The sequence below is a fragment of the Streptomyces sp. NPDC031497 genome (assembly GCF_055580905.1).
This window is the reverse complement of sequence record NZ_JBVIKO010000023.1, coordinates 109354-134004: the sequence shown is the minus strand read 5'-3', so window position 1 is coordinate 134004 and position 24651 is coordinate 109354. Positions and strand designations below refer to the sequence as shown.

The following is a 24651-nucleotide window of genomic DNA, read 5'->3' as shown; positions in this document are numbered from 1 at the left end:
GGCCGACCGTTCCGACGCCGGCCAGGGACAGACCGATCAGTTCGCGGGCGAGGCGCCGCCGCGACGCCCGGTAGGCGGCGAGCGCTGGGGGCTGCGCTACGCGCTGACCTTCAGCCACTCGCCCTGGGGGCCACGTCGACGTCATTTGGAGCAACCGAGGTGCCTCGAAGCCTCGAAGCGGCCTCGGTCTGTGAACACCGCCTCCTGTGAAAGCGGCCCGAAATGGCCCCCCTTGGCCCTTCCAGCTCGTCACTCGTGCAGCCATTTCGGGCCTTCGCTAGAAAGGTTTCATGAATTGGCGCCCGCGGGACGTGCCTTGGTGAAGCCCAAAGAGCACGCAGCCGACAGGCTGTGGGTTGCATCCCGGTTGCCTCGCCTGGGCAGCGTCCCGTCGCGGTGGGAGGCGTATCTCGTCTGACCGGGGATGTTAGCGGATTCCAGATGTCTCCCCGTCCGGTGTGTCGATGCCGGGCGGCTTGTGTGTGTGTGGGGGGGGGCGGGCCCGGGTCCGTCTCGGGTGTACGACCCCCCAGGGACTACCAGGTGAAGGTCTGTTCTTCCGGGGTGACGTGGAGGGTGAACTGGGTCAGTGGCGGCTGGCCATCCGCCTGCCAACGGGTGAGCTGTTCCTCGGCTCGGTCCCAAAGATGCTCCGGGCCCGCCTGGCGGACGATCCACCGGTCGCCATCTGCGTAGAGCGCGGCCCAGGACCCGGTGCTGACGTCGACCAAGACCTCCTCGGTGCGTCCGTCGTTATCAATGGTCAGACGCTGTGCGTTGGGGATGGCGGCCTGAATGACGAAGCGGGATGTCCAGTCGATCAAGGGGTTGAACGCGAGAGGGGCTTTGCGCTCGTCCCCTTCCGACAGGTCGGGAAGGAGGCCGAGCGGGGGCGGCAGTTGAGGGCGGCCAAGCATGAAGCTGATGTCGCCACCAAGCAGGGGCCCTGACGCCGTGCCGTCCTCGCCGACAGTCAACCGTGCCAGCTCCGAGGCATTGAGCCAGCCGCCGACGCAGACCAGGATCAGGCCGCCAGGCCGTGTCTGCTCGATCCAGGCCTGAGGAACGCTACGCACGCCGCAGGTTGCAATCACCCTGTCGTACGGCGCCCGCGGCACGTAGCCGAGCAGACCGTCACCCCGCACGAGCCCGGGATACATCTCCTGCCGGCCGAGGGCTGCCTGAGCCCGTGCGGCCACCTCATCGTCGTACTCGATCGAGGTGACGTGCTCCTCGCCCAGACGCGCGCAGAGGAGGGCCGTGGAGTAGCCGGTGCCGGTACCGATCTCCAGCACATTCATCCCCGGCTCGACGAGGAGGTCCTCCAGCATGCGCAGCACGAGGGAGGGCAACGTGCTGGAGCTGGTCGGCTCGCGCATGATCTCGCCGCGGATGTCGGTGGCTGTGATGGTGCCGGCGATCTGCGTCACCAGGGACTCGTCGGCGTAGCAGCCCTCAAGCCACTCCGGCCAGCCTTCTACAACAGGGCCCCAGGCGGGGGGCTGCGAGTTGGGCATCGGGCGGAAGAACCCGCCGTGGAGGAACTCGTGGCGGTGCACTGCCGCGGCGGCGTTCCTCCACGGCTGTGTGCGCAGGGCCCCCTTGGCGTAAAGGGTGTTGAGGAGTAGCCGGTGGAGCTCTTCCGGGTCTTTCACGATTTCCTCTCCAGGAGGTCGGCCATGGCCGCACGCATCGGCAGGCCGGTTTCGGGCTCCAGCCAATACCACTGGCCGGATGGGTTGCATTCCAGGAACCACCATCGCCCGCCGGTGTCCACGGCGAAGTCAAATGCTCCGAAGAGGAGCTGGAAGTGGTCCAGGTACTCGTAGAGCGCTGGCTCGATCCCCGACGGCGGCGAGACGGGGGTGTAGCGCAGGCGGCTGTAGTCGGTGCGCCAGTCGAGGAGGTCGGAGTCGATCCGGACGCAGAAGATCTGCCGTCCGATGACGGTCACACGGACGTCCGCGGTCTTCTCGACCCGCTGCTGGAACAGGTGCGCGGTGCCGCCCACGCTGTCGTCGATGTCCTCGGCGGTGACCTCGGCGACCTTGACGACCTGGGAGGCGCCGTCGACAAGGTAGACGGGGTTGGACAGCGGCTTGTAGATGACCGGACCATTGCGCTTGATGAAGGTTCGGGCGGCGTCCGGTTTGGATGTGATGAGTGTGGGCGGCACCAGGAAGCCGGACCGGGCGGCCACGGCGAGCCCGGACGGTTTGAACTCCGCGTCTCCGGTGTAGTGCGGGTGGTTGACGTACCGGCAGTGGGGAAGCGAGGCGATCACGCCTCCGAGGCCGTATCGGGCCTGGGTGACGGCGAACCGCGCATCTTGCTCGGAGAGGTGCGGGAAGGCGAAGCCGGTCGGCCGACGGTAGTAGAGGGAGCGGACGGCGGCCAGATCGACGGAACGCGACGGCGTGTCGAGTCGGCCGGCGATGCCGTCCTGGGTGATCTGTGCCTCCACCGACAGTGATGCCGGGAAGTCCCCGGAGTCGAATCGCACGACCGGGACGCCACGGTCGTGCAGTTCACGGATCACCACGTCGGCGGTGGGGTCGTACAAGCCGGTGACGACCAGCACCGGATGCGGGTTGGTCACTGGTCGCTGTCGCTTCCGGTGTCGGCGTCCGTTTGCCCTTGGCCCTGCCCGTCCGGGCTGGTCCCTGTGGTCGGGCTCGTGCCGGTGCTGGTGTTGTGCTTGCCCATGTCCAGGACCTGGCACAACTCGTTGAAGAAGACGGCGGTCTGGGTGTCGGGATCCAGAGCGGCTGAGGTGTAGCCGGGCGCCATCGTGGGGTACGGCGCCATGCGGTTGATCCCCCACGGACGTGGAGTGAAGGCCCCGGTCGATATGGCGGGCCCGGTGGGGAGACGATCAGAGTGAGCGAACATTGCACTCCTTGAAGTGGACGGTCGGATCGCCGGGTGAGCGGTCCGCTGTGCGTGTGTCAGGCGGTGACGCGGCGGTGGCGTTCGACGTCGGTGACCGTGCGGCGCTGCTCGTCGAGCTCGCTCTGGGCGGCCCGGCTGTAGTGGACGACGAGCGGCGTACCGAGCAGGTCGTGTGCGAGCGTGCTGGTCTGGAAGTCCCTTAGGCCTTCGGCGAGGTCCCGTGGGAGAGGCAGGGACGATCGGTCGGCGTAGGCGTCACCCAGGCATGGGGGTGGCGGGGCCAGCTTCTTGTCGAGGCCGTGGGCGATGGAGGCCAGCGCGGCGGCGGTCAGCAGGTAGGGGTTGGCGTCGGCGCCGCCCAGCCGGATCTCCAGGTGCGTGCCCTGCCCGTGGCCAGCCGTGCGTATTGCACAGCCGCGGTTGTCGGGGCCCCAGCTCATGAAGTAGGGGGCGAACGAGTGCCGGGTGGCGTACCGCTTGTACGAGTTGGTGGTCGGCGCATACAGCGGTGCCAGGCGCGGCATCGCGTCGATGAGTCCGGCGATGCTGTGCCCCATGGCCTCGGGCGGCACGTCCCGGTGGGAGTTGGTCGCGAAGGCCGGTCGGCCGTCCCCCCACAGGGACAGGTGCAGGTGCAGGCCGCTGCCGACACCGGTTTCCGGAGCGGCCATGAAGGAGGCGGTCATGCCGTGCTGCTGGGCGACGTGGCGCAGCGCGTGCCGGTAGACCGTGTAGTTGTCGCAGGCCTCCAGGGGCGACGCGCTGGTGTAGGGGAAGGTTACCTCGAACTGTCCGGGAGCGCCCTCGGGTTTCACTGCCTCGATGGGCACGCCGGCGTCCGGCAGGACCGTCTCCAGGTGGCCGAGGAACGTTGCGATCTGCGGTGGGAGATCGAAGTCGTAGTCGATGTTGCGGCTGACGGCCGGCTCGGAGCCTTGGTAGAGGGCGAACTCGCTCTCCAGGCCGATCTTCACCTGGTAGCCGAGCTTGGAGAGTCTCTCCAGCTCACGGCGCAGTATCTGGCGGGGCGCGACCTCGATGGACGCGCCATCGGCGTCGACGGCGTCGCAGTGGACCAGGGCGAGCCCGGACATGTAGGGCAGCACCCGCAGTGAGAGCCAGTCCGCATCGACGCCCATGTCCTGGAAGCCATCGTCCCAGCCGGTCAGGTCGAATCCGGTGAGCGGGTCCATGTCGGCGTTGGTGGCCAGGATGTAGGCGCAGGCCTCCGCCACACGATTGCCGCCGGTGTCGCCGAGCCGTTCGAGAAGGGCGAGGCTGCTGAGCCGCTTGCCCTTGAGGTGTCCGCGCATGTCGGGGATGGCCGCCATCACCGTGCGGATGGTGCCGTGGCGCATGGGGTCCTTCAGCGCGTCCAGGTCGACGCGTCCGGTGAGATCTTCGGGAAAAAGTTCGGTAGTCATCGCAGGTCAGAAACTTTCGTGCTCGGTCAGCAAGGCTTCGCCGGGCTGGGCAGTGCGGGCGGCGGTGAGCTGGTAGGACTTCTTGCCGCGGGTCACCCAGGTCCCCCAGGCCAGCAGCAGGGCGGCCAGCATGGTCACCCCGGCGTAGTTGAAGGTGGTGGTGGTGATCGGGGTGGACTGCGGCAGGCAGAACACGACGGTGATCACGACGACGTAGGTGACGGCGACGACGGCGATCGGCCGGCGCCAGCGGCCCAGGCTCCACGGCCCCGGCTGGTAGTGGCGGCCCTTCTTCAGGGCGAGGTAGACCGGGATCCCGTACGCGGGGATCATGCCGACGGCGTTGATCGCAGTGATCGCCCCGTAGGCGGCCGGGGACCACAGCGCGGGCAGAGCCAGCGCGAACGGCACCACGACGGCGAACCAGACCGCCCGGGTCGGTGTCTTGGTCCGCGAGTTGACCAGCCGCCAGCTCTGCCATCCCGGCAGGGCGCGGCTGCGGGAGAACGCGTAGACCATGCGGCTGCACGCGGCGACCTCGGCGTTGCCGCAGAACAGCATGGCCACGATCACGACCAGGAGCAGCGCCTTGGCGCCCGAGGCGCCCAGCACGTCGAGGAAGATCTGCGCGGGCGGGACCCCGGTCGGCGTGTTCTGCGTGGCCGTGTAGTCCTGGATCGCGAACAGCATGCCGGCGAGGAGGACGAACCCGGCCACCCACGACACCCAGATGGAGCGGACGATGCCCTTCGGGGCAGACATCTGGGCGTTGGTGGTCTCCTCGGCGACGTGAGCGGAGGCGTCGTAGCCGCAGAACGTGTATCCAGCCACCAGGGCGCCGACCAGCACGACGTAGAGCGGGCTGGAGAAGCCTGTGTCGTTGTGGAAATGCGTGAACACGAAGGACACGCTCTGGTGCTTGGCCGGGGCGAAGGTGAGGGCGCCGACGATGACGGCGACTCCACCGAGCTGCCACCACACGGAGATCGCGTTCAATACGGTGACGAGACGGACGCCTGCGGAGTTGAGCAGCCCGTGCACCAGGAGGATGACGCCGAACAGCAGCATGGTGGTGCCGGGCGTGGGGGTGACACCCCACTGCATCTGCGCGAACGCTCCCGTGAAGGCCGCCGCGCCGTAGTCGATGCCAGCGATCGCCCCCAGCAGGCCCAGCAGGTTCAGCCAGCCGGCCATCCAACCCCAGCGCGCCCCGCCGAGCTTCTCGGCCATGAAGTAGGGGCCGCCCGAGGTCGGGTAAGCGGAGACGACGTCGGCGAGGGACAGGCCCACCAGCAGAGTGAAGAAGCCGATACCGACCCAGGTGCCGAGCATGACCACGGGACCGCCGTGACTCATGCCGAACCCGAACAGGCTCATGCCGCCGGCCAGGATGCAGATCACCGCGAGGCTGATCGCGAAGTTCCCGAAGACGCCTATCCGGCGGTTCAGCTCGGGTTTGATCCCGAGCTCGGCCAGGACGTCGTCATCGGTGGGCAGAGTGCTGGTTCTTCTGTGAGACACCAGAGATCCACTTTCGAGGGTAGGAGGAAAGGACAGATAGGAGGCGTTGATCGCCAGTGGGGGCTGCGTTCAGGTAGAGGACTTGGAGGGCCAGCGGCGCAGCGTGGAGGCGCGGGTCATGAGGAACTCGTCTCGCCAGTCCTTGGAGCGGCCCAGGATCTTGTTGACGTCCTCCCAGGGCTGGGCAACGACGTAGGGGCCCATGGCCCGCAGCACATCGGCAGCCATTCGGGTTTCGCCGTTCGCGACCAGGGCGTGGGCGAGGTGGCTGAGGTCGGCCATGGACACCCACGGGTAATCGGCGGGCGGGATCTCGGCGAACCACTTGCTGTAGGCGTTGGTGGCGTGGAGTCCGGCGTTCGCCGTCTGCCAGAACCGCAGTGAGCCCGTCGCGCGGTTCTCCCCGTGCTCTTTGCGGTACTTGTCCACCAAGGCGTACACGGGCAGGAGCCACAGGTCCGGGCCGGGCGGCTCCGAGAGCACCATCCAGCAGGAGAAGTCCATCGCGGCCCCGGTACCTCTATGCGTCTGGAAGTACTGGCGCATGCGGTGGTAGCCCTCGCGGTTACCCGGGTGGCGGGCGTTGATCTCCCACAGAAGGGGCCAGGGACCGCGGTGATACATCCCGTGATCGCCACCGTCAGCCGCTGAGGGCAGCGCGTCCCACGGGATCGGGCGGCTCTGTGCGTGCGGGTCAAAGTAGTCGGCGCGGTACGGAAGTTGCGTGAGCTGGAGTCGGTCGACCCACGGCACCGGACACGCCGGTAACAGTTCGCTGGCCCTATTGCACGCCTGCACGGCCCACTGGGCAGCGCGCTCCACCACGTCTCTGTTCTTGCCCCTGCGGTGGGCGTTGAGCGCGGCTCGAGACAGCACCCGCGCCCACATCATCGCCGCGTCTGGGTCGCTCGGCTCATCGTCCAGCCACGTCTTGAAGACACCCGGCTCGGTGGCGCCGGCGGCCAGCAGCTGGCTGCGGCACGTCCGCAGCCCCCAGTTGCGGCCGGTCATTCTGAGTAGCTCTCGCGCGGCGTGGTAGCGCCCCAGTTGAAGGTCCTGTAAGGCATTACGCAGGTCAGCATCTGCACCAACCGGGCTGACGATCAGATGCATGTCATCGGGGGTGCCGTGGGCATCGAGGTGTGTGAACACGGCACCGGTCGCTAAGGAATCAGGCATGGGGAAGCCTTGAGATTGGAGGTGGGCGTAGGGATTTGCGGGATCTCGGGTCGAGGCTTTCGGGGCTTGGGTCGAGAAGGTGTGATCAGGTTGCGGTGGTCTCCGTGGGCAGCGGGAGCGTGCACCAGGCGCGGGTGCCGTCTGCGGTGAATCCCCAGCTACCGCCCGCGGCCGCCGCCACAGCGTCGACCAGAAGCAGGCCGCGGCCGTTCTCGCTGCTGGCGGATGGACGCTGTACCGCGGGGGGCTGGGAGGGGGTGTAGTCGGCGACCTCGATGCGAAGTACGCCGAAGGCTGGCATCCAAGCCCGTACGCCGACGCTGTCCGACCTGCCGTGCAGGATAGCGTTCGCGCACATCTCGGAGACGATGAGAAGCACGGTGTCGATCAGGTCGTCCGGCACCCGGCAGTATCGGCACCAGGCCCGCGCGACCCGTCGTGCCTGCCTGACGCTCGCCGCAGCCGCCGGCATCGAGATGTCGAAACCGTCCGTCACGGGATATCGGATCGGTACCAGAGGGGGCGCCTCCAGCAGGCTTGTCGATCCGGCAGGCTTTGGGGGCATGAGGGAAACTCCCTGGTCGCGTCCGAACACTCTCAGCGAGGGCGTTACGAGCGTGGCAACACGGCGCGGACGGATCTACCCCCAAACTGCCCTCGGACTTGGACGGAATGATTTCTTCCTCCCTCGGAACGTCCTCGGGTTTCCCTCGGAATCGCTAAAGGCCGCCTGTAGAGGGCAACTTGATGGGGCAGCGTTCTACCGTCGGTGTGTGACGTGGGAGCCGGACCAAGTGGGAGGCGTCGTTATGTTGTTCTTCCGGCAGATCTGCGAGAAGCGTGGCATCCGACACCCCGACGACTTCCTCCGGGCGTACCGGGCAGCCGCTTCTCAGGTAGGCGGCCCGCAGGCGGACGAACCAGCCCCGAAAACCATCGAGGGCTGGCTCTACCACGAACGCAAGCCTCAACGGTCGTTCCGTGCCGTACTCGTCGAGATGCTGGGCTACAGCATCGAAGACCTGTGGTCGGAGGCTCCGGACGGCGGCGAACCCAAATTTGTGCCGGTGACCAGCACGTCAATGACGGATGTCCGCGCCGAGCCAGGCGCGGACCTGAGCGATATGAAAAGGACGGGCGCAATGGCTGTGCTACGCGCGAAGCAGTTTCTCATGGGGCAGGACCGCGGCCGGGTGGGCGAAGACACGCTGGGTCTACTCGACGACGAGGTGCACCGCCTGATCACCGAGTACCCACGACAGCCGCTGTCGACGATCTGGCCCGATCTGCTGGAGGCCCACGACCAGGTGTTCCGGCTCCTGGACGGCGGCCGTGTACGCCCCTCGCAGCTGCGGGACTTGTACGCGAAGGCCGCCATGCTCTCCTTCCTCGTGGCCAAGGGCTTCAACGACATGGAAGACCCCAACCAGGCCACCACGATGACCCGAGTCGCTGCGGCGTGCGCCCGCGACGCAGAACACGACGGGCTTATCGCTCTCACCCTCGGGCTCAAGAGCCTCATCGCCTACTGGGCGGACCGGCCCGAGGACGCCTACCACTTCGCGAGCCAGGGCGAGGAGACCGCATCGGACGAGCGCGGCACCGTTGGCCTGTGGCTGCTCGGCCTCAAGGCGCGCGCAGCGGCGGTGCTTGGTGACGAGGAGACCGTGCGCGCCGCCAACGGTCTGGCGTACGTCCGGCGCGACCACGTCACCCCGGACGACCTGGATGCGCTCGGCGGCCTGTTCACCTATGCCCCCGAGAAACAGCTGTACTACACGGTGGAGGCGGGAGCCCTCCTCGGCCAAGGCAACACGGACCTGGCCGCCGAAGCGGAGCAGGCCGTACGAGGCTTTAGCGATCCGACAGACCCCAACTGGGCGTTCGGTGATCTCGCCGGAGCTCAGTGCAATCTGTCACTCATTCGCCTGCATGCCGGCGACGTGGATGGCGCTGCAGAAGCGATTCGGCCCGTCCTCGCACTGCCTGCGTCGCACCGCAACAACGGCATCGTCGTCAGCGCGCAGAGGGTGCGAGCCGCCCTCATGCGGGGACCAGTCCGTACAGCCGTCACCGCGCGGGACCTGAGCGCGGAGATCGAGGCTTTCCCTGTCATCCGTCCGGCTCTGCCCCGCGGGTAGAGTCCGCGCATGCACCCGATTGATCGCACCAGCTCACGGCTCCGCCTGCGGGAACTCGCCCTCGATGACGTCGAGGCTGTGCTTGCCATCTATGGCAGCCCGGAGGCCACGGAGCACCTGAGCTTCGAGCCCCGCACCCGTGAGCAGGTCGGTCAGATCGTGGCCCGGTCAATCGCCGCGGCCGCCGCCGGCCCCCGCACCGAGTACGCGCTCGCTGTCGTCGAACGGGACACCGACCAGCTGATTGGGTTCGGTCGCCTGGCCCTCGACCCTCATCAACAGCGTGGCGCCACCATGGGGTTCGCGCTCCGCCCGGACGCATGGGGTGTGGGCTACGGACGGGAAACAGTGGGGCTGCTCCTGGCCGTAGCATTCGACGACCTCGGTCTTCACCGGGTGTGGGGGGCGCGGTCCCCCCTGAACGAGGCGTCGGCCAAGACGATGACTGCGGCGGGCATGATCAAGGAAGGAACAATTCGCGAGCATGTGTTGAAGGCCAACCAGTGGCGGGACTCCGTCGTCCACGCGATCCTTGACCGCGAGTGGCGCTTTCCCCTCTGACCGGCCGCGACCTTAGCCGTCGTCGACTGGCCGTCGGTGAACCCACTGACAGGCACCCGGTCGATCGTTTCCTCCTGTACAACCATGTGCGGCCGTTCGTAGACCGTATCCACAGTCGATTAATCGTCAATACCTGTGGGTCTGTTGTGTTCGTCGTGTCTTGATCAGGTGTCTCGGAGAAGTCGTGCGGCGGTCTGGGCGGGGGTCTCGTCCAGCGTGTAGATCGTCCGTTTCGCGACCAGTTGGATGCCGTGGTCGTCGAGCCAGTAGGCGAGGAAGTCGTGCCCGTCGATGATCCAGGATCGGCCCTTGCTCACCGTGCAGCGCTGCCGTAGGACGTGCAGTGAGGTCTCACGGTTAGGAGAGGGCAGGAGCCTGATGACGTCGGGGCAGCAGCTCAGTGCAGTGCGGACCGCGGCCAGCTGTTGGTCATCGGTGTAGCTGGTATGGCCTGCGCCCAGCGCGATGACGGCTCCGGGGTTGTCGGCGACAGCACGGGCCACGGCGTGTGCTCGGGCTGGTTCCCACTCGGCTTCGGCCGCAAGGCGTCCGACGGCGGCTATGCGCTCGCGGAGTGTGGCGATGCTCCATCCCACCTCCGCGTAGTACCCGTCCGCAACGGCGTCCAGATCGACGAACGGTCTCTGCGTCCTTGCCGCGAGGCCATGGCTGCCCTGAAGCAGTGGCGCCTGCTGCGGAAGCTCCGGCGCAGCACGACCCGTATCACCGACACCGAGAAGGCCGTACTGGTCCTCCACCTCGCCACTGCTCGCTGAGCTCAGCCAGCAGCATTCACCAGGGTCATCAGTTCGGCCTCGGTGGTCCCGGTTGGCAGACGCACGTCGAAGGTGTAGCCCTCATCGCAGAACACCAGGTCAAGGTGCATGGGTGTCAGCCTACGGAAGGCGATCGCCAACCAGATCGCATCCTCTTCCCAAACGTCCATGTACAGGCAGGTACCGTCCTCGTGCAGATACGCCTCACCCGGGCCGTTCTCCGTTTCGAACCCCCAGATGAGACTGAGTACTTCACTACGGTGCGACGAATCGATCTCGACCTCAGCCCACCGAGCACGGATCGCCTCTGTCAGCGCATCCCGATCGACGTGCCATCCGCCCGCATCACCCTCGACCACCGCCAAGAACGTCATAGCCAGGGTCTATCAGATGCCCATGACACAGCGCTGATCAGCAGTTGCCTGAAGTTGGAATGGGCTCATTGTGTGGCCTACTCAGTCATCATTCCGTAGCTTTCCGCTCGGTCTCGCTGAGAGGCGGGCCTGCCAGAGGAGGCTTCTTCGGGCCGAACAGCATTGGGACGAGCATGTCCGACGAGAACAGCCGCGTGGGGGGCTGTTCCATGCTCATTACGTCCAGGAGGGCGCTCAGCGCGCGGGGGTTTGTGGCGCCGGTCTCCACAGCGCGGTCGACGAACCAGGCAAGAAAGCGATCCAGGGCCCTGGGCGGAGTGTCGGTGGCATCGGGGTAGAAGGCATCCTGCCCGACGGCCAGATCCCACGCGGCGCCGACGGGGCGTGCGGCAGCACCCTGCAGACGCTGGGCGGTTCCGGGCGCGGTGAGTGATGTGGTGTGCAGGATGCCGCGGACGGCAAGGGCGCACTGGGCGGCGACGGTGAGTCCGTGCCCGTACACGGGGTTGTAGCCTGCGATGGCGTCGCCGAGGACAACGAAGCCGTCGGGCCACTGCTTGGCTTTCTCGTAGTAGCGGCGCTGGTTGGCGGTGGCGCGGGTGGTGGCGACGTCTCCGAGGGGTTCGGCGTTCTTGAGGAGTTCACCGATGATGGGGTCGCCGAGTCCAAGCGCGTAGTCGACGAAGGCGTCGGGGTCACTGGTGGGCTCGCCGCCGCGGGTGCCACCGAGGGTGACGATCCACTGGCCGTCCTCGATGGGCAGGATTATGCCGCCCCGGCCCGGGCTCTTGGCGGGGTTGGCTTGGACGTTGATAAGAGGGAAGAGGGAGTCGCCGATGCCCTTGGGGGCGCGAAAAAGGCGGGTGGCGTAGGCGAGGCCGGCGTCGACTTTCCGTTCGGTGACTTTGGCCAGTCCGAGGCCTTCGAGCCACTGGGGCGCGCGGGACCCACGACCGGACGCGTCGACGACCAGGTCCGCGGCCAGCGTGAGGTCGCCATCATCGCGGCGCAGCCTGACACCGGTAATGCGGTTGGCGTCGCCCTCCAGACCCAGCGCCGAAGTGCCCTGGTGCACGGTGACATGCTCGCCCGCCAGGACGCGATCGCGCAGTGCCGCGTCCAGCAGATTGCGGGAACAGACGAGGTTGCGGTGATGTGTGGACAGGAAGCGCCGGAACCACACTTCATTGGGTGCGCGGGAGACCATCTCGCCCATGATGTGGACCAGGCGTCCACCCCGGGCGACGACATCGTCGATAACGCCGGGTAGAAGCTCGTCGAAGGCCGCCACGCCCCCACTCCACACCAGATGTGCGTGCCGTGCTTGAGGAACGCCACGGCGGCCCGTGGGCCCGTCCGGCAGGTGGTCGCGTTCGACGATGGTGACGTCGGCGAATCCCGTGAGCGCAGCAGCGGCGAACAGACCGGTCGCGCTGGCACCGATGACGACAGCGGTGGGCCGGCGAGTGGCGCTACGAGGCATGTCTGTTGACACTTTCTATGCTGGCCACCTGTTGGCGGATGCTGTCGACAAGGCGCTGCTGACGCAGGGCCTGCGAAATGTCATGTATGTGCGCGGTGAACTGCGTGCCGAGATGTGGATCAGTGCTCGGCTGAGAGGGCGCGCCGTCGCGGTGGGCGTCGAGAGCTATCCGAAGGGTGACGGCGCCGGCCAGTCCCTGGGCCTGTTCCTTGGTGGACGTGGCAGGCGCGGAGCCGCGCGCCGACTCATAGACGTGGCGGTCGAGGTACGGGACGAGCAGACGGAGGGTGTCGTGGATGCGCTGCTGGCGTTGCACCAGGCGGAGATCCAACGGCACCCACAGGCCAAGACGGGGCGGGGCCGTGGCGGGAGTGACGTCGCGTACGGCCCACCACAGTGGACGCAGTTGCCGGTACTCACGGCGGTCGCGGAGCCACTTCTGCGTGAACGGCCCGACCTGCGGAATGATGAATCCGACGGCCACAAGGATGGCTTCTAGGAGGGCGAAGGGCGGTGCGGCCTTGGTGCTGAGAACGTCCAGGTCGTGGCCGAACCAGCGGGCACCGATCGCCACCAGTTTCACCGCGTCGTACACGAGGCCGGAGACGAAGCCGAATTGCAGACACACGACCCCCGACTTCAGCCAGCGGTTTGCGACCTCGGGGTACCACTTCCAGAGCATGGGAACGGCGACCAGGGACGACACCATGTGGGCGGTGATGTACAGCAGAATATGCTCGCGCATCCAGGGCGTGCTCGCGTAGTAGGTGTCGAGGTCATAGATCCGCGGCACGGGCACGTGGGCCAGCAGGAACGTCACCCACAGTGCGGCGCAGGCGCCCGCGTAGATCCAATAGATCAGGCGCATGCGGCGTTGGCGCCGCGCGGACGGTTCCTCCCGCCACCTTATGATCATGGTCAGGCCGGTGGCGCAGGATGCGGTCAAAAATGAGTACGCCCACGGCGATGCGATGTTGGGAACGCCGGTCAGGTCGTTGAGGCGTTCGATGTTGACGGGGGTGATGACGACAAGGACAGCCGTGTCGAAGGCCAGTAGGAGTGTGGTGGCGCGGACATCGGGGTCACGCCAGGCCCGCACGAAGGTAGGGAACTTTAGGAATAGGGCGAGAGCCAGCAGGACAGTCGGGATGACGTAGGGGATTCGGAAGCCGCTCACAGAATGTGTCCGCCGCGGTTGAGGAGGGAGAGGTGGATGCGTCCCTCGACTGTGTCGGCGCTGACCGGGCCCTCCGCGTACGGGCCCGTCATCCAAGGGCGCACCGCACGGCCTAACAGCAAACCGAAGGTTTCGGCATCCACTTCGTGGTCGTCGGTGGATTCGGCCCTGGCTGCAACGGTGGGAAGGGCTTCACGAGGCATCCCGTCCATGGTGAGGATCTCCTCGACAGCCCCACGCACCCCGTCGGAGTGCTGCTCGGCGGTGAGTGTGCGGGCAGCCCCCGGCAGCCCAGCTATGTGGTGCCCCCGATCCTCCTGCTCCTCGTGCCACAACTCGTGGCCCAGGATGACCAGTTGCGCTTCGGGGGCAGTAGCTTCCTCCACCGCGATGAGAGACCGGTCCCCGAAGTCGAGACGCAGTCCTGACACCCCAAGATCCGGTGGGAAGCAGACGAACTTGAGGTCGATCCGGCGGCCGGCTTTGCGTATGCTCATCGCGCGGCAGAACCCCTCCATGATTTCCCGGGGCTCGGCCGGCCTCTGTAACGATCTGAGTGTTTCCCTCCCCATGTCGCTCAGCAGTGACTTCATCGCCCTGGTGCTCATCGCTCAGCCTCCCCCTCTTGGGGTACAGCCGACCGCAGGACTCCTTCAAGAATGCGCTCCAGCTGCGGACGAGACACGGAACCGTGGTGTCGTAGGTCCGCTGCCTTCACCCCGTATCGATCCATCAGAGCCGCCACGGGGTCGGGGGTAGAAGGTTCCAGTTGCTCCAGCACGGGAAGCAGCACGCGGTTGAGTGCCTCATCAGCCGGGGCAGTAAAGAAAGATTCGCCACCAACATCAAAGAACTTCGCCAAGTGGTGCAGCAGATCGACGTTGGGCGTTTTCTTGCCCTCGCAGACCGCGCGTGCCCAGACCTCGGAGATTCCCCGCAGCTTGGAGAGGATGGCGGCCAGCTCTGCCATCCGACCGTGGGTGCGCTCCAGGTACGCCGCAGCGACGACCTTGAGGCGGGCACTGACACGCTCGTTGACGGACCCCTCAGGCAGAGTGCCGCCGTCGAGCAGGAAACGCACAGTGCTCTCCGAGAGAGCCGACTGAGCTGCCAACTTCTGCGGGTCAAGGACGTCCGAAGGTTCCAAACCTTGTTCGTCGATGAGTACGTTCAGGCGCTCAAGCGTCTCCGCGAGTGACGTCCGTGACTCCAACCGTGTACTCCCTGTGGGGTGGCGCTCCGTCGTGCTCATGGCAGCCTACGCGCACCTGCCCAGACTTCTCAACGATCGTTATTGCGCCACGAACGGCCGTTAACTTTCCGGCCTCTTCTCCCGGAAAGGGCTGTCTTGGCGCCCTGTTGAGTCAGGCAAACCACTGCAAGCCGCACCACCGGAATACGATCGTTGCGTTTCTTGAAACCATTGTTGACACGGCGGGTTTGCACATAGCAGCATCAGCGAACATCGAATGCGGGCGGCCCGACTACAGGACGTGAACGTCACCGCCGGGCGCTGGTCTCGATGTGCCTACCACATGAACCCAGCAGGGCGGCGCTGTCCGGCGGTACCCGGGCGCAGAGATACACGGGCGCGCCGCACTCCACGGGCGCTTCGCCTCCACGGCCTTGCCGTGCGGGGCGGGGGACCACGCAGGACATGACGGGGCCTCACCGGCTCGCCACAACTCAATAGACCGGTGGCCGCTCTCCTGACTGCAAATCAGGGAACGGCCACCGTACGCGACTCGGAAGAGCCGCCGCACCACCAGTGATCGGATCCCACCAATTAGCTGGGGTGCTCAAGCAGGCGTGTGCTACCACGCCGGGCTCAGCATAGTGATTGCCCGGGGTCTGCGGGAGATCGTCAGCGTCCCCAGACCGCAGAGCCTCACTGCGCCGAGTGCTGGAGCTCCCCAATCCCACAGGGAGTCTGCTGTGCGTACTCTGCTTCGCCGGGCCTCAAGCCCGATCGGCCGCGCCACGCGCGTCCGCACCACCGCCGCGCCGGCGCCAACTGCGCTGCTGTGCCTGGACTGGCGTAACGCCATGCCCTGGGGCCAGCTGCGCCTTCCCCGGACATAACCGGCTGACGTTCAGGCCCGGTCTCCGGCCCCCAGAGTTCCCTCTGCGCGGCCGGAGTCTGCGCGGGCCCGCATCCAGCACGCCCTCGGATCCGCTCGACCCGGGCACGTCTGGCTGCCCAGCCCGTTTTCGCGACCGTGGCGCTGCCCGACCTTTCCCTATGCCTTCGGGTGCCGGAGCCCGTCGGGTGGCTCCGCCCGCTGGCCTTCGTCGGCATACCCACCCGCAGCAACTTGGCTTCTCGCCCCTGTGGGCTCCATGTCCATGTCCTGGGAGAACCCCCATGTCTCCAATAGCTCTTCCTGTTGTACGAGTTCGGGCCGCCCCAGCCAGGACCCCTTCTGCCCGTCAGGGCGGACCCGCGGTCGTATGGCTTCTGATCGTGGGCGCAAGCGCACTGCGCGCGGCCGGCTTCACCTACCCGTTTCTCTCCTACCGCCTTAGCGAACTGGGTTTTTCCACCCCGGCCGTCAGCGGCGTGCTCACCCTGTTCGGGATCGGCTGGCTCGTGGGCCAGATCTTGTGGGGTCGGCTGTCCGACGCCCTGGGCCGCCGGACCACTCTGATCGGCGCCATGGCCCTGGCCACGGTAGTTATGCCGCTGCTCGCGGAAACCGCCGCTCCGGTCGCCATCGGCATAGCGGTCGTCATCGCCGGGATGTGCTACGACGCGCCCCGGCCGGTGATCGCAGCGGTCGTGGCGGACGAGATCAGCGACGGGGGCCGGCGCGCGAGCATCACCGGCTGGCGGCACTTCGGCATCAACGTCGGCGCCGCAGTCACCGGCGCCGCCGGCGGCCTGCTCGCCGGCCGGGTCGGGTTGCCCTTCCTCTTCTGGGTCAACGCCCTGGCCGCCGCAGGCTTCGGCCTCGCCGTCTGGCTGGGGATGGGACCGGACCGGCCCCGCCCGGCAATGGTCTCGCCTGCCGGCGGCACCTACGGACCGGTGCTGCGTGACGGCCGGCTGTGGCTGCTGTGGCTGGCGTGCGTCCTCGCGCTGATCCCGGCGGCCGGCCTGTTCAGCATCCTGCCGCTGCTCATGACGAGTGGCGGGCTCCCGGCGTCCGCGTACGGCTGGACGCAGGTGGCCAGCGCGGCAGCCGTCCTGCTGCTGTCACTCCCCCTGAATGGATGGCTGGCCCGCAAGGCCGGGTCCTCTTCGATGGTGGGCCTCCTGGCCTTGAGTGCGCTGGTCCTGGGATCCGGCATCGGCTCCGCGGGCCTGGCCTCCTCCGCGTTCCAGTACGCCGCGGCGGCCGCCGCCTCGGTACCCGGCGAGATCGTGGCCTTCGTCGCCGCCTCCGCGATCCTCGACAAGATCGCCCCGCCCCACGCTCGCGGTCTGTACGCAGGCGTCTGGGGATCCACCCTGGCCACCGCCGTGATCTGCGCCCCGGTACTCGCCGGCTGGTCGCTCGCCCAGGGCGGGCCCGGCCTCGTCGCCCTCTCGACTTTCTCCTGCGGCGCCGCTGGCGCCCTCGTCTGCGTTCCGCTCGCCGTGCTCCTCCACCGGCACCACGCGCGCCAGGCCCCTGTCCGTGCCACAACAGCGAAAGGAACGACGTCCTCATGAGCTCGACCACCCGTTTCCTGCGCCGCACCGTGCCCGTCGGTCTCGGCGCCGCCCTGACCGTTGCCTCTCTCTCCACCACTCCGGCTGCCGCCGACTCCGGCTACTGGTTCAGCACCAACGGCGGCGCGTCCGGGAAGTGGACGACGGCCGGCAAGAAAGTCACCGCCTGCGACATCAAGGCCGACGGCTACATGGCGCTTGTCCAGATCCTCACGATCAACGGCAGCCTCGTCTACAGCCGGACTGACAAGGACGTGAACGGCAAGTGCACGACCTCGCACAAGGGCCTCTTCGAGGGCCCGTACGAGATCCGGGTCTGCACGGTGAAGACGGGCGGACGGCCCGTCAACTGCAGCGTCACGCACGAGTTCACCGTCTGAGAACGCCCGTGCCACGGCCGCTCAGGTGCTCGCACTTGCCCACCCGGGCATCGCAGCCGGCCCTTCCTCTCACGTGTCCTTCCACTTCCAGGAGCCGTTCTGTGCAGCCCGCGACCGTGTCCCTCCATGGGTTCCAGCGCCCCGTCACGTACGGCGCCGTGCTGCGGGTTCCCTACGTTGCCCCGCTGCTGACCAGCACACTCGTCGGCCGGCTGCCGTCGGGGATGGCACCGCTGGCCATCATTTTGGTGGGCGTGTCCGGCCACGGAAGCTTCGGGTCTGCGGGTGCGCTGGCCGCCGTCTACCTGCTGGCCAACGCGGCCGGAGGCCCGCTTTTGGGGCGGCTGGTCGACCGGCTCGGGCAGACCCGCGTGCTCACGGCAAGCGCGCTGGTCGCCGGCGTGGGCTTCGGCCTGGTCCTCGTCCAGGACCTGGCCGTCCCGGGTGTCATCGTCGCCGGACTCGGCCGCCCGCCGCTCGATGCGACCACCCGGTCCCTGTGGCCGTCGCTGATGCCCGACCGGGAACACGAGCGCGTCGCGCTTTCCCTGGATGCTTCAGCCCAGGAAGTCATCTACCTTGCCGGACCGCTCGCGGCAGCAGTCCTGGCCTGGGCCGTGTCGGCCCAGGCGGCGCTCCTCGCGACGGCCGCGATCGGCCTGGCGGGCACGCTCAGCGTGGTCGCCTTGCCGCCCTCACGTAGATGGACGCCGGCGCCGCGCACCGCGCACTGGCTCGGGCCGCTGGGCTCGGCCCGGCTGCGGCGGCTGTACGCGGCGATGGTGTGTGCCGGAGTCCCGATGGGCGGCGTCGTCCCGGTCGCGGTGCGCATGAGTGACCGCTTTGAGGCTCCGGGCCTGGCCGGGCTGCTGCCCGCCGTGCTGTCCGTCGGCGCCGTGATCGGCGGCATTGTCTACGGCGCCCGCTCGTGGCCCGGGCCTGTGTCCCGGCACCTGACGGTTCTGTGCGCGGTGTGGTCGGGGGGCTGGCTGCCGCTGCTGGCCGTCACCGGCCCGGCGGCGGCGGTGGCCGCCTGCCTCGTTCCGGGTATCGCCATGGCCCCCCTGCTGAGCGCGGCCTACCTGCTCACCGCCCGTCTCGCGCCCGAGGGGACGGCCACGGAAGCAAGTGCGCTGCTGGTGGCCGCGCTGGACGTCGGCTGCGCCGTAGGCACGGCGGCCGCCGTCGGGCCCCTCGGACCGCTGCTGCTTCCCGTCGGTGGTGCCGCCGCGCTTGTCCTGCTCGTCGTCGGCCCCAGCCATCGGCCGCCCCCGGCTCCCGCTGGCCGGCGCGGCAGATGTCTGCAAGCCCTCATGACCACTCTCTCCCCTACTTCTTTCCTCTTACGGAGGTTGCCGTCGATGGCTGTCACCGCCCGCACCGCCGCCACTGGTCACCCGCCCGCCTATCTCCCCGCGTTGCGCGCGGACGTCGTGCGGGGCCTGACCGGCGTTCCCAAGTCGCTCCCGCCGAAGTGGCTCTACGACGAGGCCGGCTCGCTGCTGTTCGAGCAGATCTCCCGGCTGCCCGAGTACGTCTACACGCGTCTTGAGACGGCTCTGATCACCCAGTTCAGCGCGGACATCGCCGCGGTCACCCGGGCGCGGAGCCTGGTCGAGCTGGGGAGCGGGGTTTCGGAGAAGGCCCATTCGCTGCTGGACGCGCTGTCCGAGACCGTCGCCGCCTACGTGCCCGTCGACATCAGTTCCGACGCGCTCGCCGCGGCCGTCCCGCTGGTCGTGGCCGCCTTTCCCAAGGTAGCCGTCCAGCCGCGTGTCGCCGACGTCACCGCTGCCCCGCTGGACCTGGACGGCGTGGACGGGCCCCGGCTGGTGATGCTGCTGGGCGGCACGATCGGCAACCTCCTGCCCGGCGAGCGCGCGGAATGCCTCCGCACGCTCGCCTCCCAGCTCGCCCCCGATGACCGGCTGCTGATCGGCGTGCACCTGGTCGCCGACCCCCGTGTGATCGTCCCGGCGTACAACGACTCTGCGGGCACGACCGCCGCCTTCAACGCCGGAATCCTCCACCGCATCAACCGGGAACTCCAAGCGGATTTCGACCCCGCTGCGTTCGAGCACGTCGCCTTCTGGGATCCGGACAACGAGTGGATCGAGATGCGGCTGCGCTCCCGGCGTGCCCAGACCGTGCGGCTGCGCGATCCGGGCATCGTGGTCCGCTTCGCCGCCGGCGAGGACCTGCTGACGGAGGTGTCCGCGAAGTTCCGTCCCGCAGGCGTCGCGGAGGAAGCGCACGCCGCCGGGCTGGAACTGCACATGTTCTGGAGCGACCCCGAAGCCTTGGTCGGTCTCGCCCTCATCGCCCCCGCGCTGCGCCACCCGGCCTCATGACCGGCACCGCACGCTGCCTTCCCGCCCGGACACCGATGATCGGGCAGTCCGGCAGCTGCCACGACCACCGCAGGCTGCTGGGAGAGGGCAGGGCGGCCGCCGCGCGGCGGGACGCCGTGACCGTCCACACCCTCGATGGCAGCGACGCCCTGGACTGGCTGGAGCAGCACTGGCCCGCGCTGTATGCGAGCGATCCGGGTGCGACACCGTTCGGCTCGCCGGGATGGCTGCTGGGCTGGGCCAGCCAACGGCCCGCGTCCGCAACCCTGTTCCTGCTCCTCGCGGCGAGCCGCTCTGCAGTCCACGGGGCGCTGGCGCTCCTGCGCGAGGACCACGACGGCGGTACGGCCGTGCGCGCGATGTCGCCGTACTGCGAGTACCTCACCGTGGTCGGGCCTGGCGCACAGCAGCATCACGTCGCCGACGCGCTGGCCCGCCAGCTCAACCGTCTCGCTCGGGCCGGTGCGGCCGTGACTCTGCCGAACCTGCCCGCGCAATCACCGCTGGCCCTGGCGCTGCGCGCTCAGCCGCGGTGGCGGCCCACCGCCGCCCGTACCGCCGCCGTGCCGCTACCGCTGGACTGGGCCGCGCTGCCGAAATCCGCCCGGCGTCAGCACACACGGCGCACGCAGACCCTCGCCGGCAGCACAGACGTCACCTACCGGCGGACCCGTACCGCTGCCGGTCTCCTCGAGGCTCTGCCGGCGCTTGAGTCCCTGCACGCCGCCCAGCACGAGACCGAAGCCGATCCCTCAACGACGGCTTCCTGGCGCACAGTTCTTCGCCGGTGTGCGGACAGTGCGTTCATCGCCGAGGCGCGAGCCAATGGCTCTGTCATGGCCTCGCAGCTGTGCCTCTACCGAGGCGGCCGCTGCTATTCCGTGCTGCCTGCGATGGATCCGGCCATGAGCGGGCTGGCTCCCGGTCACGCCCTGCTGCGGTGGCTTGCCACGCATCTCGCCGACGACGGCTTCACCTGCCTCGACCTCGGCCCCACCCGCGAAACACCAGGTCAGATCCACTACAAGGCCCAATACGGCCCCGTCTGGGACGTCAATCTCACGTTCACGGCGGGCGGCACCTTTGCCCCTCACCGGTAGGCCGGGCCCGCCTCGACCGCACTCGACGCACCCTCACCGGCGCCCACCCACGCATCGCTCACGAAGGACGGCACAGCATGACATCATCCGACAGCCCCGCAGCCCGCAACGCCTCGTCGACGCCGACCTCCACCCCCACCAGGCACCCTGCGGTGTCGAGTCCGCTCCTCGTCCTGGGAGCAGGGGCCCGGCCGTACCGCGAGTACTTCCTGCGAGGGCTCGCCGCCCGGCACCCGGTCGTGCTCGTCGCCGGCGAACTTCCGCACTGGGCCGGGCCTCTTGTGGCCGGCCACCTGGCGGCCGACCTGGCGGACCCCGAAGCCGCCCTCGCGGCCGTCAAGGAGTTCGCCGCACGGACGCCGGACCTAGCCGGGGTCTGCACCTACATGGAGCACCATGTTGTGCTCACCGCGCGCATCGCCGAGCAGTTCGGGCTGCCCGGCCCGGCCCCGGCGGCGATGGCGGCCTGCCGCGACAAGGCCGCCACCCGCCGCCTCCTCGCCGAGCACGACGTGCCCTCCGCCCAGTCCGTCCAGGCTGCCGACGAGGACGCGGCTGTCGAGCACGCCCTCCGCATCGGCTATCCCGTCGTGGTCAAACCAAGGGGTATGGCGGGCAGCGCCGGCGTCCTGCGTGCCGACAGTGACCTCGAGGTCCGTGCCGCCTTCTTGCACGCCGCACAGGAGACGGTCCTCGGGCTGGACGCCTACGCCGAGCCCGGCGTCCTGGTCGAGGAGTACCTGGACGGTGAGGAGATCAGCGCGGAGACCGTCGTCCTCGGCGACGACGTCCGCATCGTCGCCATCACCCGCAAACGCCTCGGCAACGAGCCGCGGTTCCAGGAGGTCGGCCATCTTCTCGACGGGGCCGATCCGCTGCTCGCCGACAGCGCGGTGACCGAAACGGTCACCCGCGCCGTCCGGGCACTGGGGATCGAGCGCGGTGTGCTGCACGTCGAGCTGCGCAGGACCGCACGCGGGCCCGCCGTCATCGAGGTCAACGGACGCCCGGCCGGCGACCTGATCCCGCTGCTGGTCCACCTGACCACCGGCGTCGACCTGACAGCGGCGGCCGCGGACCTCGCGACCGGTGCCGTGCCCGACCTCACCCCGACCCGGGCCCGCGCCGCCGCCGTCCGCTTCCTCCTCCCCGCGTTCTCCGGCCGCCTCGGCGCGATCAGCGTCCCCGCGGGCCTGCTCGACCAACCGTGGCTGGAGCGCCTGGTGTGGACCCGTGACATGGGCGATCAGGTCACCGCCCCGCCCCTGGCCACGATCGCCGACCGGATAGGCCACTGGGTGGTCACCGGCAACACCCCCCACGAGTGCGAGGAGCACCTCGCTGCGGTGCTCCTCCAGGTCTCCGCCCCAACCACCGGCGCCGCCGCGCACACCACCGCCTGCACCCGCTGATCCGTCGCATCCGGCCCCTTGTTCTGGAGTCCCGCCCATGACCAGCACCTCCGCGACCGCCGTGACTGACCCGCGGACCGATGCCGATGCAGCCACCGCGGCGATCATCGCCCCATACGACGACGACTGCCCCTATCCGCAGGCCTTCGCACGGCACGGCTGGCAGACCGTCGCCGTCCTCCCGCAGTCCCGACTGCGGCCGCTCGCCTACCAGGCCGCCCAGGTAAGCGCCGGCTACAGCGACACGCTCGTGCACCGCACGATGCGGCACACCGTCCAGGCCCTGCGGGCGATGGGGGTGTCGGCCGTCGTCGCGGGCAGCGCGGCGGGCATTGAGCTGGCCGAGCGGATCGCCTGGCACCTCGGCGTGCCCGGAGCCGACCCGGCTTCCTCACCGCTTCGCTTCGACCGCGGTCTCCAAACGGACCTCCTGGGCCGGTCGGGGATCCCGGTTCTGCGGGGCATCCGTACGGCGAGCCTGGCCGATGCCGTGGCCTGGGCGCGGCAACACCCCCTACCCGGCTATCTCCTCGGCCCGGCCGCCACCGGAAGCCCCATCGAACCGGTGCCCTGCACGAACAGCCTCCAGATCAGCGCAGCCTGGCCGGCCATGCGGCGCGCGGCCGCCGGGTACACGGGCAGCGCCCACCTGGTGCTGACCGAGCAGCACGCCCGCTGCCAGTACATGCTCAACAGCGCCACCCGCCCCGGCCCCGACGGGCGACCGGAACACATCATCACCGACATCTGGGCGGAAACACGCTTCGGTGACGGCCAGTTGGACCGCGCCGACCTGCTCACCGGCGACGGACTGCTCACCCGCACGCTGTCGCAGCAGGCGCGGCGAGCCCTCGATGTGCTCGGCGTGCGGTGCGGGCCGGCGACCACCCGGCTCACATACGGCGTCGACGACGGCGCCGCCGACGGCCCGCTGGTGATGTCCGTGCTCGGGGCGCCCGTCGCAACACCGGCCGACGACGTTCTGCAGGCGGCCACCGGCCGCGACCGCATCGACAACGTACTGAACACATGGATCCCCTCCCCCGCCCAGCCCGTTCCGGCCCCCGGTAAGCACGTCGTGCGGGTCCACCTGCGGCACGGCCACGCAATCACCCCGCGGACGCAGCGACTCCTGCGCGGCCTGCCGACCGCGGTCGCGGTGAACGAACACCACTCCTCTGGCACGCCGCTGGGGGCCGAAGTCGTGCTCAGCAGCAGCAATCCGCGGGCCGTCGAGCAGGACTACCGCGCCGTCCGGGCCCTGGACCAGCCATGACCGCGGCGATGTCCGCCCTTGAACCCCATCGCCCGAGAGGGAGCCTCGTGCTTGCGTCACCGCAGTCCTGGTCTGCCGCCCGACTTGCCTATGCCCTGGAGACCAGCAGCGCCGAACAGCGGGCGGCCCTGGGCCTGTATCTGCCCGTCGGCTATCCCACCCGCGAGTCGAACCTGGACGCCCTGCACCTGATGGCCCAGTCGGCCGACATCCTGGAGCTGGGCGTACCGGCACGCCCCGATGTCATGCGCCTGGACGGCCCCGTGATCCAGCGTGCCGCTGCTCAGGCGCTCGACAACGGCTTCCAGATGGACCAGTTGTTCGCGGCCGCCGTGGAACTCACCGCGTCCAGCACGGCGGCAGTGCTGGCCATGGCGTATTGGTCGTCGCTCGAAAGCTACGGTCCCCTCGCCTTTACGCGCCGGCTGGCGGCTGCCGGCGGTGGCGGAGTCCTCGTGCCCGATCTCCCGCCCGCCGCCGCCCCGGCCTGGCAGCGCATCGCCCGGGACGAGGGCCTGTACACCATCACCCTCGTTCCGCCGCACGCATCCACCGCTCAGCTGGCCGCGATCGGCGCCCAGACCCGAGGGATGGTCTACGCCCCCGCCACCCCGGGAAAAACCGGGACCCGGCGCCCGCTCAACCCCCTGCTGCCGCGCCTCGTCGGACGGCTGCGGACTGCCACCGGCCTGCCCGTCGCAGTTGGTGTCGGCATCAGCACGCCGGACCATGCAGCTAAGGCGAGCGCCTACGCGGACGCCGTGGTCGTGGGCTCCGCGGTCATCCGGTGCATGCAGGCCCAGCCCGACCGGCCCGCGCTGGCCGCGGCCGACGCGGCCCGCGACTTCGCCGCCGGCGTCCGACGCCCGTCCTCGCTCAGGGCCTGCCGGTCGCCCCGGCACGCCTGAGCCCCTCCTCACCCTCACCTGCTCCTTACGGAAGGCGACGA

Annotated in this window: 22 protein-coding genes and 1 pseudogene; 10 read left to right on the top strand and 13 right to left on the bottom strand. The window is 68.8% G+C overall.

Annotated elements, in window-relative coordinates:
* Positions 1–536 precede the first annotated feature (536 nt).
* From tgmC to ACZ5K7_RS36540, 7 genes are all read right to left on the bottom strand, one after another.
* On the bottom strand, positions 537–1655 hold the full coding sequence (gene tgmC, locus ACZ5K7_RS36570; RefSeq protein ID WP_468920672.1) for an ATP-grasp peptide maturase system methyltransferase: 1119 nt from the start codon (positions 1653–1655) through the stop codon (positions 537–539).
* Complete coding sequence (tgmB, locus tag ACZ5K7_RS36565) at positions 1652–2599, bottom strand: ATP-grasp ribosomal peptide maturase (RefSeq protein ID WP_468920670.1); 948 nt, start codon at positions 2597–2599, stop codon at positions 1652–1654. Before tgmB ends, tgmC begins: the two co-directional genes overlap by 4 nt.
* Positions 2596–2808, bottom strand: coding sequence for a putative ATP-grasp-modified RiPP (locus ACZ5K7_RS36560; protein WP_468920667.1), 213 nt, complete (start codon positions 2806–2808; stop codon positions 2596–2598). The genes tgmB and ACZ5K7_RS36560 overlap by 4 nt, the downstream gene beginning before the upstream one ends.
* A 140-nt stretch (positions 2809–2948) precedes the next feature.
* Positions 2949–4316 carry a glutamine synthetase family protein gene (locus ACZ5K7_RS36555; protein ID WP_468920664.1) on the bottom strand — a complete coding sequence of 456 codons (1368 nt, stop codon included), beginning with the start codon at positions 4314–4316 and terminating at the stop codon, positions 2949–2951.
* Positions 4317–4322: 6 nt separating this feature from the next.
* Positions 4323–5837 (bottom strand): amino acid permease, encoded by a 1515-nt coding sequence (locus ACZ5K7_RS36550; RefSeq protein ID WP_468920662.1) that lies wholly within the window; start codon positions 5835–5837, stop codon positions 4323–4325.
* Between the two features lie 69 nt (positions 5838–5906).
* The gene (locus ACZ5K7_RS36545) at positions 5907–6950 is read right to left on the bottom strand and encodes a hypothetical protein (protein ID WP_468920659.1); all 1044 of its coding nucleotides are present in this window, start codon (positions 6948–6950) and stop codon (positions 5907–5909) included.
* 151 nt (positions 6951–7101) lie between these two features.
* Positions 7102–7512 carry an ATP-binding protein gene (locus ACZ5K7_RS36540; protein WP_468920657.1) on the bottom strand — a complete coding sequence of 137 codons (411 nt, stop codon included), beginning with the start codon at positions 7510–7512 and terminating at the stop codon, positions 7102–7104.
* A gap of 277 nt (positions 7513–7789) precedes the next feature.
* Here ACZ5K7_RS36540 and ACZ5K7_RS36535 point away from each other — a divergent pair, with 277 nt between their 5' ends.
* Both ACZ5K7_RS36535 and ACZ5K7_RS36530 read left to right on the top strand, forming a co-directional pair.
* A complete protein-coding gene (locus ACZ5K7_RS36535) occupies positions 7790–9157 on the top strand; it encodes a hypothetical protein (protein WP_468920654.1) in 1368 nt (455 codons plus the stop codon).
* Between the two features lie 9 nt (positions 9158–9166).
* On the top strand, positions 9167–9718 hold the full coding sequence (locus ACZ5K7_RS36530; RefSeq protein ID WP_468920652.1) for a GNAT family N-acetyltransferase: 552 nt from the start codon (positions 9167–9169) through the stop codon (positions 9716–9718).
* A 164-nt stretch (positions 9719–9882) separates the two neighbouring features.
* On the opposite strand, the gene ACZ5K7_RS36525 is transcribed toward ACZ5K7_RS36530, so the two are convergent.
* The 6 genes from ACZ5K7_RS36525 to ACZ5K7_RS36500 all read right to left on the bottom strand — a co-directional run bounded on the left by ACZ5K7_RS36525 (position 9883) and on the right by ACZ5K7_RS36500 (position 14741).
* A complete protein-coding gene (locus ACZ5K7_RS36525; RefSeq protein WP_468920649.1) occupies positions 9883–10314 on the bottom strand; it encodes a hypothetical protein in 432 nt (143 codons plus the stop codon).
* A 182-nt stretch (positions 10315–10496) separates the two neighbouring features.
* Complete coding sequence (locus ACZ5K7_RS36520) at positions 10497–10868, bottom strand: hypothetical protein (RefSeq protein ID WP_468920646.1); 372 nt, start codon at positions 10866–10868, stop codon at positions 10497–10499.
* A gap of 88 nt (positions 10869–10956) precedes the next feature.
* On the bottom strand, positions 10957–12351 hold the full coding sequence (locus tag ACZ5K7_RS36515; RefSeq protein ID WP_468920643.1) for an FAD-dependent oxidoreductase: 1395 nt from the start codon (positions 12349–12351) through the stop codon (positions 10957–10959).
* A complete protein-coding gene (locus ACZ5K7_RS36510; protein WP_468920640.1) occupies positions 12341–13528 on the bottom strand; it encodes an MAB_1171c family putative transporter in 1188 nt (395 codons plus the stop codon). Before ACZ5K7_RS36510 ends, ACZ5K7_RS36515 begins: the two co-directional genes overlap by 11 nt.
* On the bottom strand, positions 13525–14136 hold the full coding sequence (locus ACZ5K7_RS36505) for a toxin (protein ID WP_468920638.1): 612 nt from the start codon (positions 14134–14136) through the stop codon (positions 13525–13527). Before ACZ5K7_RS36505 ends, ACZ5K7_RS36510 begins: the two co-directional genes overlap by 4 nt.
* Positions 14133–14741 carry a hypothetical protein gene (locus ACZ5K7_RS36500; RefSeq protein WP_468920635.1) on the bottom strand — a complete coding sequence of 203 codons (609 nt, stop codon included), beginning with the start codon at positions 14739–14741 and terminating at the stop codon, positions 14133–14135. Before ACZ5K7_RS36500 ends, ACZ5K7_RS36505 begins: the two co-directional genes overlap by 4 nt.
* Before the next feature lie 1251 nt (positions 14742–15992).
* Between ACZ5K7_RS36500 and ACZ5K7_RS36495 the strand changes: the two genes are divergently transcribed.
* The 8 genes and pseudogenes from ACZ5K7_RS36495 to trpA all read left to right on the top strand — a co-directional run bounded on the left by ACZ5K7_RS36495 (position 15993) and on the right by trpA (position 24610).
* Positions 15993–17183, top strand: coding sequence for an MFS transporter (locus tag ACZ5K7_RS36495; RefSeq protein ID WP_468920632.1), 1191 nt, complete (start codon positions 15993–15995; stop codon positions 17181–17183).
* Positions 17180–17563: a hypothetical protein gene (locus tag ACZ5K7_RS36490; RefSeq protein ID WP_468920630.1), complete on the top strand. Its 384-nt coding sequence runs from the start codon at positions 17180–17182 to the stop codon at positions 17561–17563. Before ACZ5K7_RS36495 ends, ACZ5K7_RS36490 begins: the two co-directional genes overlap by 4 nt.
* A gap of 224 nt (positions 17564–17787) precedes the next feature.
* A pseudogene (locus ACZ5K7_RS36485) lies at positions 17788–18678 on the top strand (MFS transporter); the annotation flags it as partial.
* A gap of 246 nt (positions 18679–18924) precedes the next feature.
* Complete coding sequence (gene egtD / locus ACZ5K7_RS36480; protein WP_468920745.1) at positions 18925–19914, top strand: L-histidine N(alpha)-methyltransferase; 990 nt, start codon at positions 18925–18927, stop codon at positions 19912–19914.
* Complete coding sequence (locus ACZ5K7_RS36475) at positions 19911–21014, top strand: GNAT family N-acetyltransferase (RefSeq protein WP_468920627.1); 1104 nt, start codon at positions 19911–19913, stop codon at positions 21012–21014. Before egtD ends, ACZ5K7_RS36475 begins: the two co-directional genes overlap by 4 nt.
* A gap of 77 nt (positions 21015–21091) precedes the next feature.
* Positions 21092–22426: an ATP-grasp domain-containing protein gene (locus ACZ5K7_RS36470; RefSeq protein ID WP_468920624.1), complete on the top strand. Its 1335-nt coding sequence runs from the start codon at positions 21092–21094 to the stop codon at positions 22424–22426.
* Positions 22427–22463: 37 nt separating this feature from the next.
* Positions 22464–23702 (top strand): hypothetical protein, encoded by a 1239-nt coding sequence (locus ACZ5K7_RS36465; RefSeq protein ID WP_468920621.1) that lies wholly within the window; start codon positions 22464–22466, stop codon positions 23700–23702.
* A gap of 47 nt (positions 23703–23749) precedes the next feature.
* Positions 23750–24610, top strand: a complete 861-nt coding sequence (gene trpA, locus ACZ5K7_RS36460) for a tryptophan synthase subunit alpha (RefSeq protein WP_468920618.1) — start codon at positions 23750–23752, stop codon at positions 24608–24610.
* Positions 24611–24651: the final 41 nt, after the last annotated feature.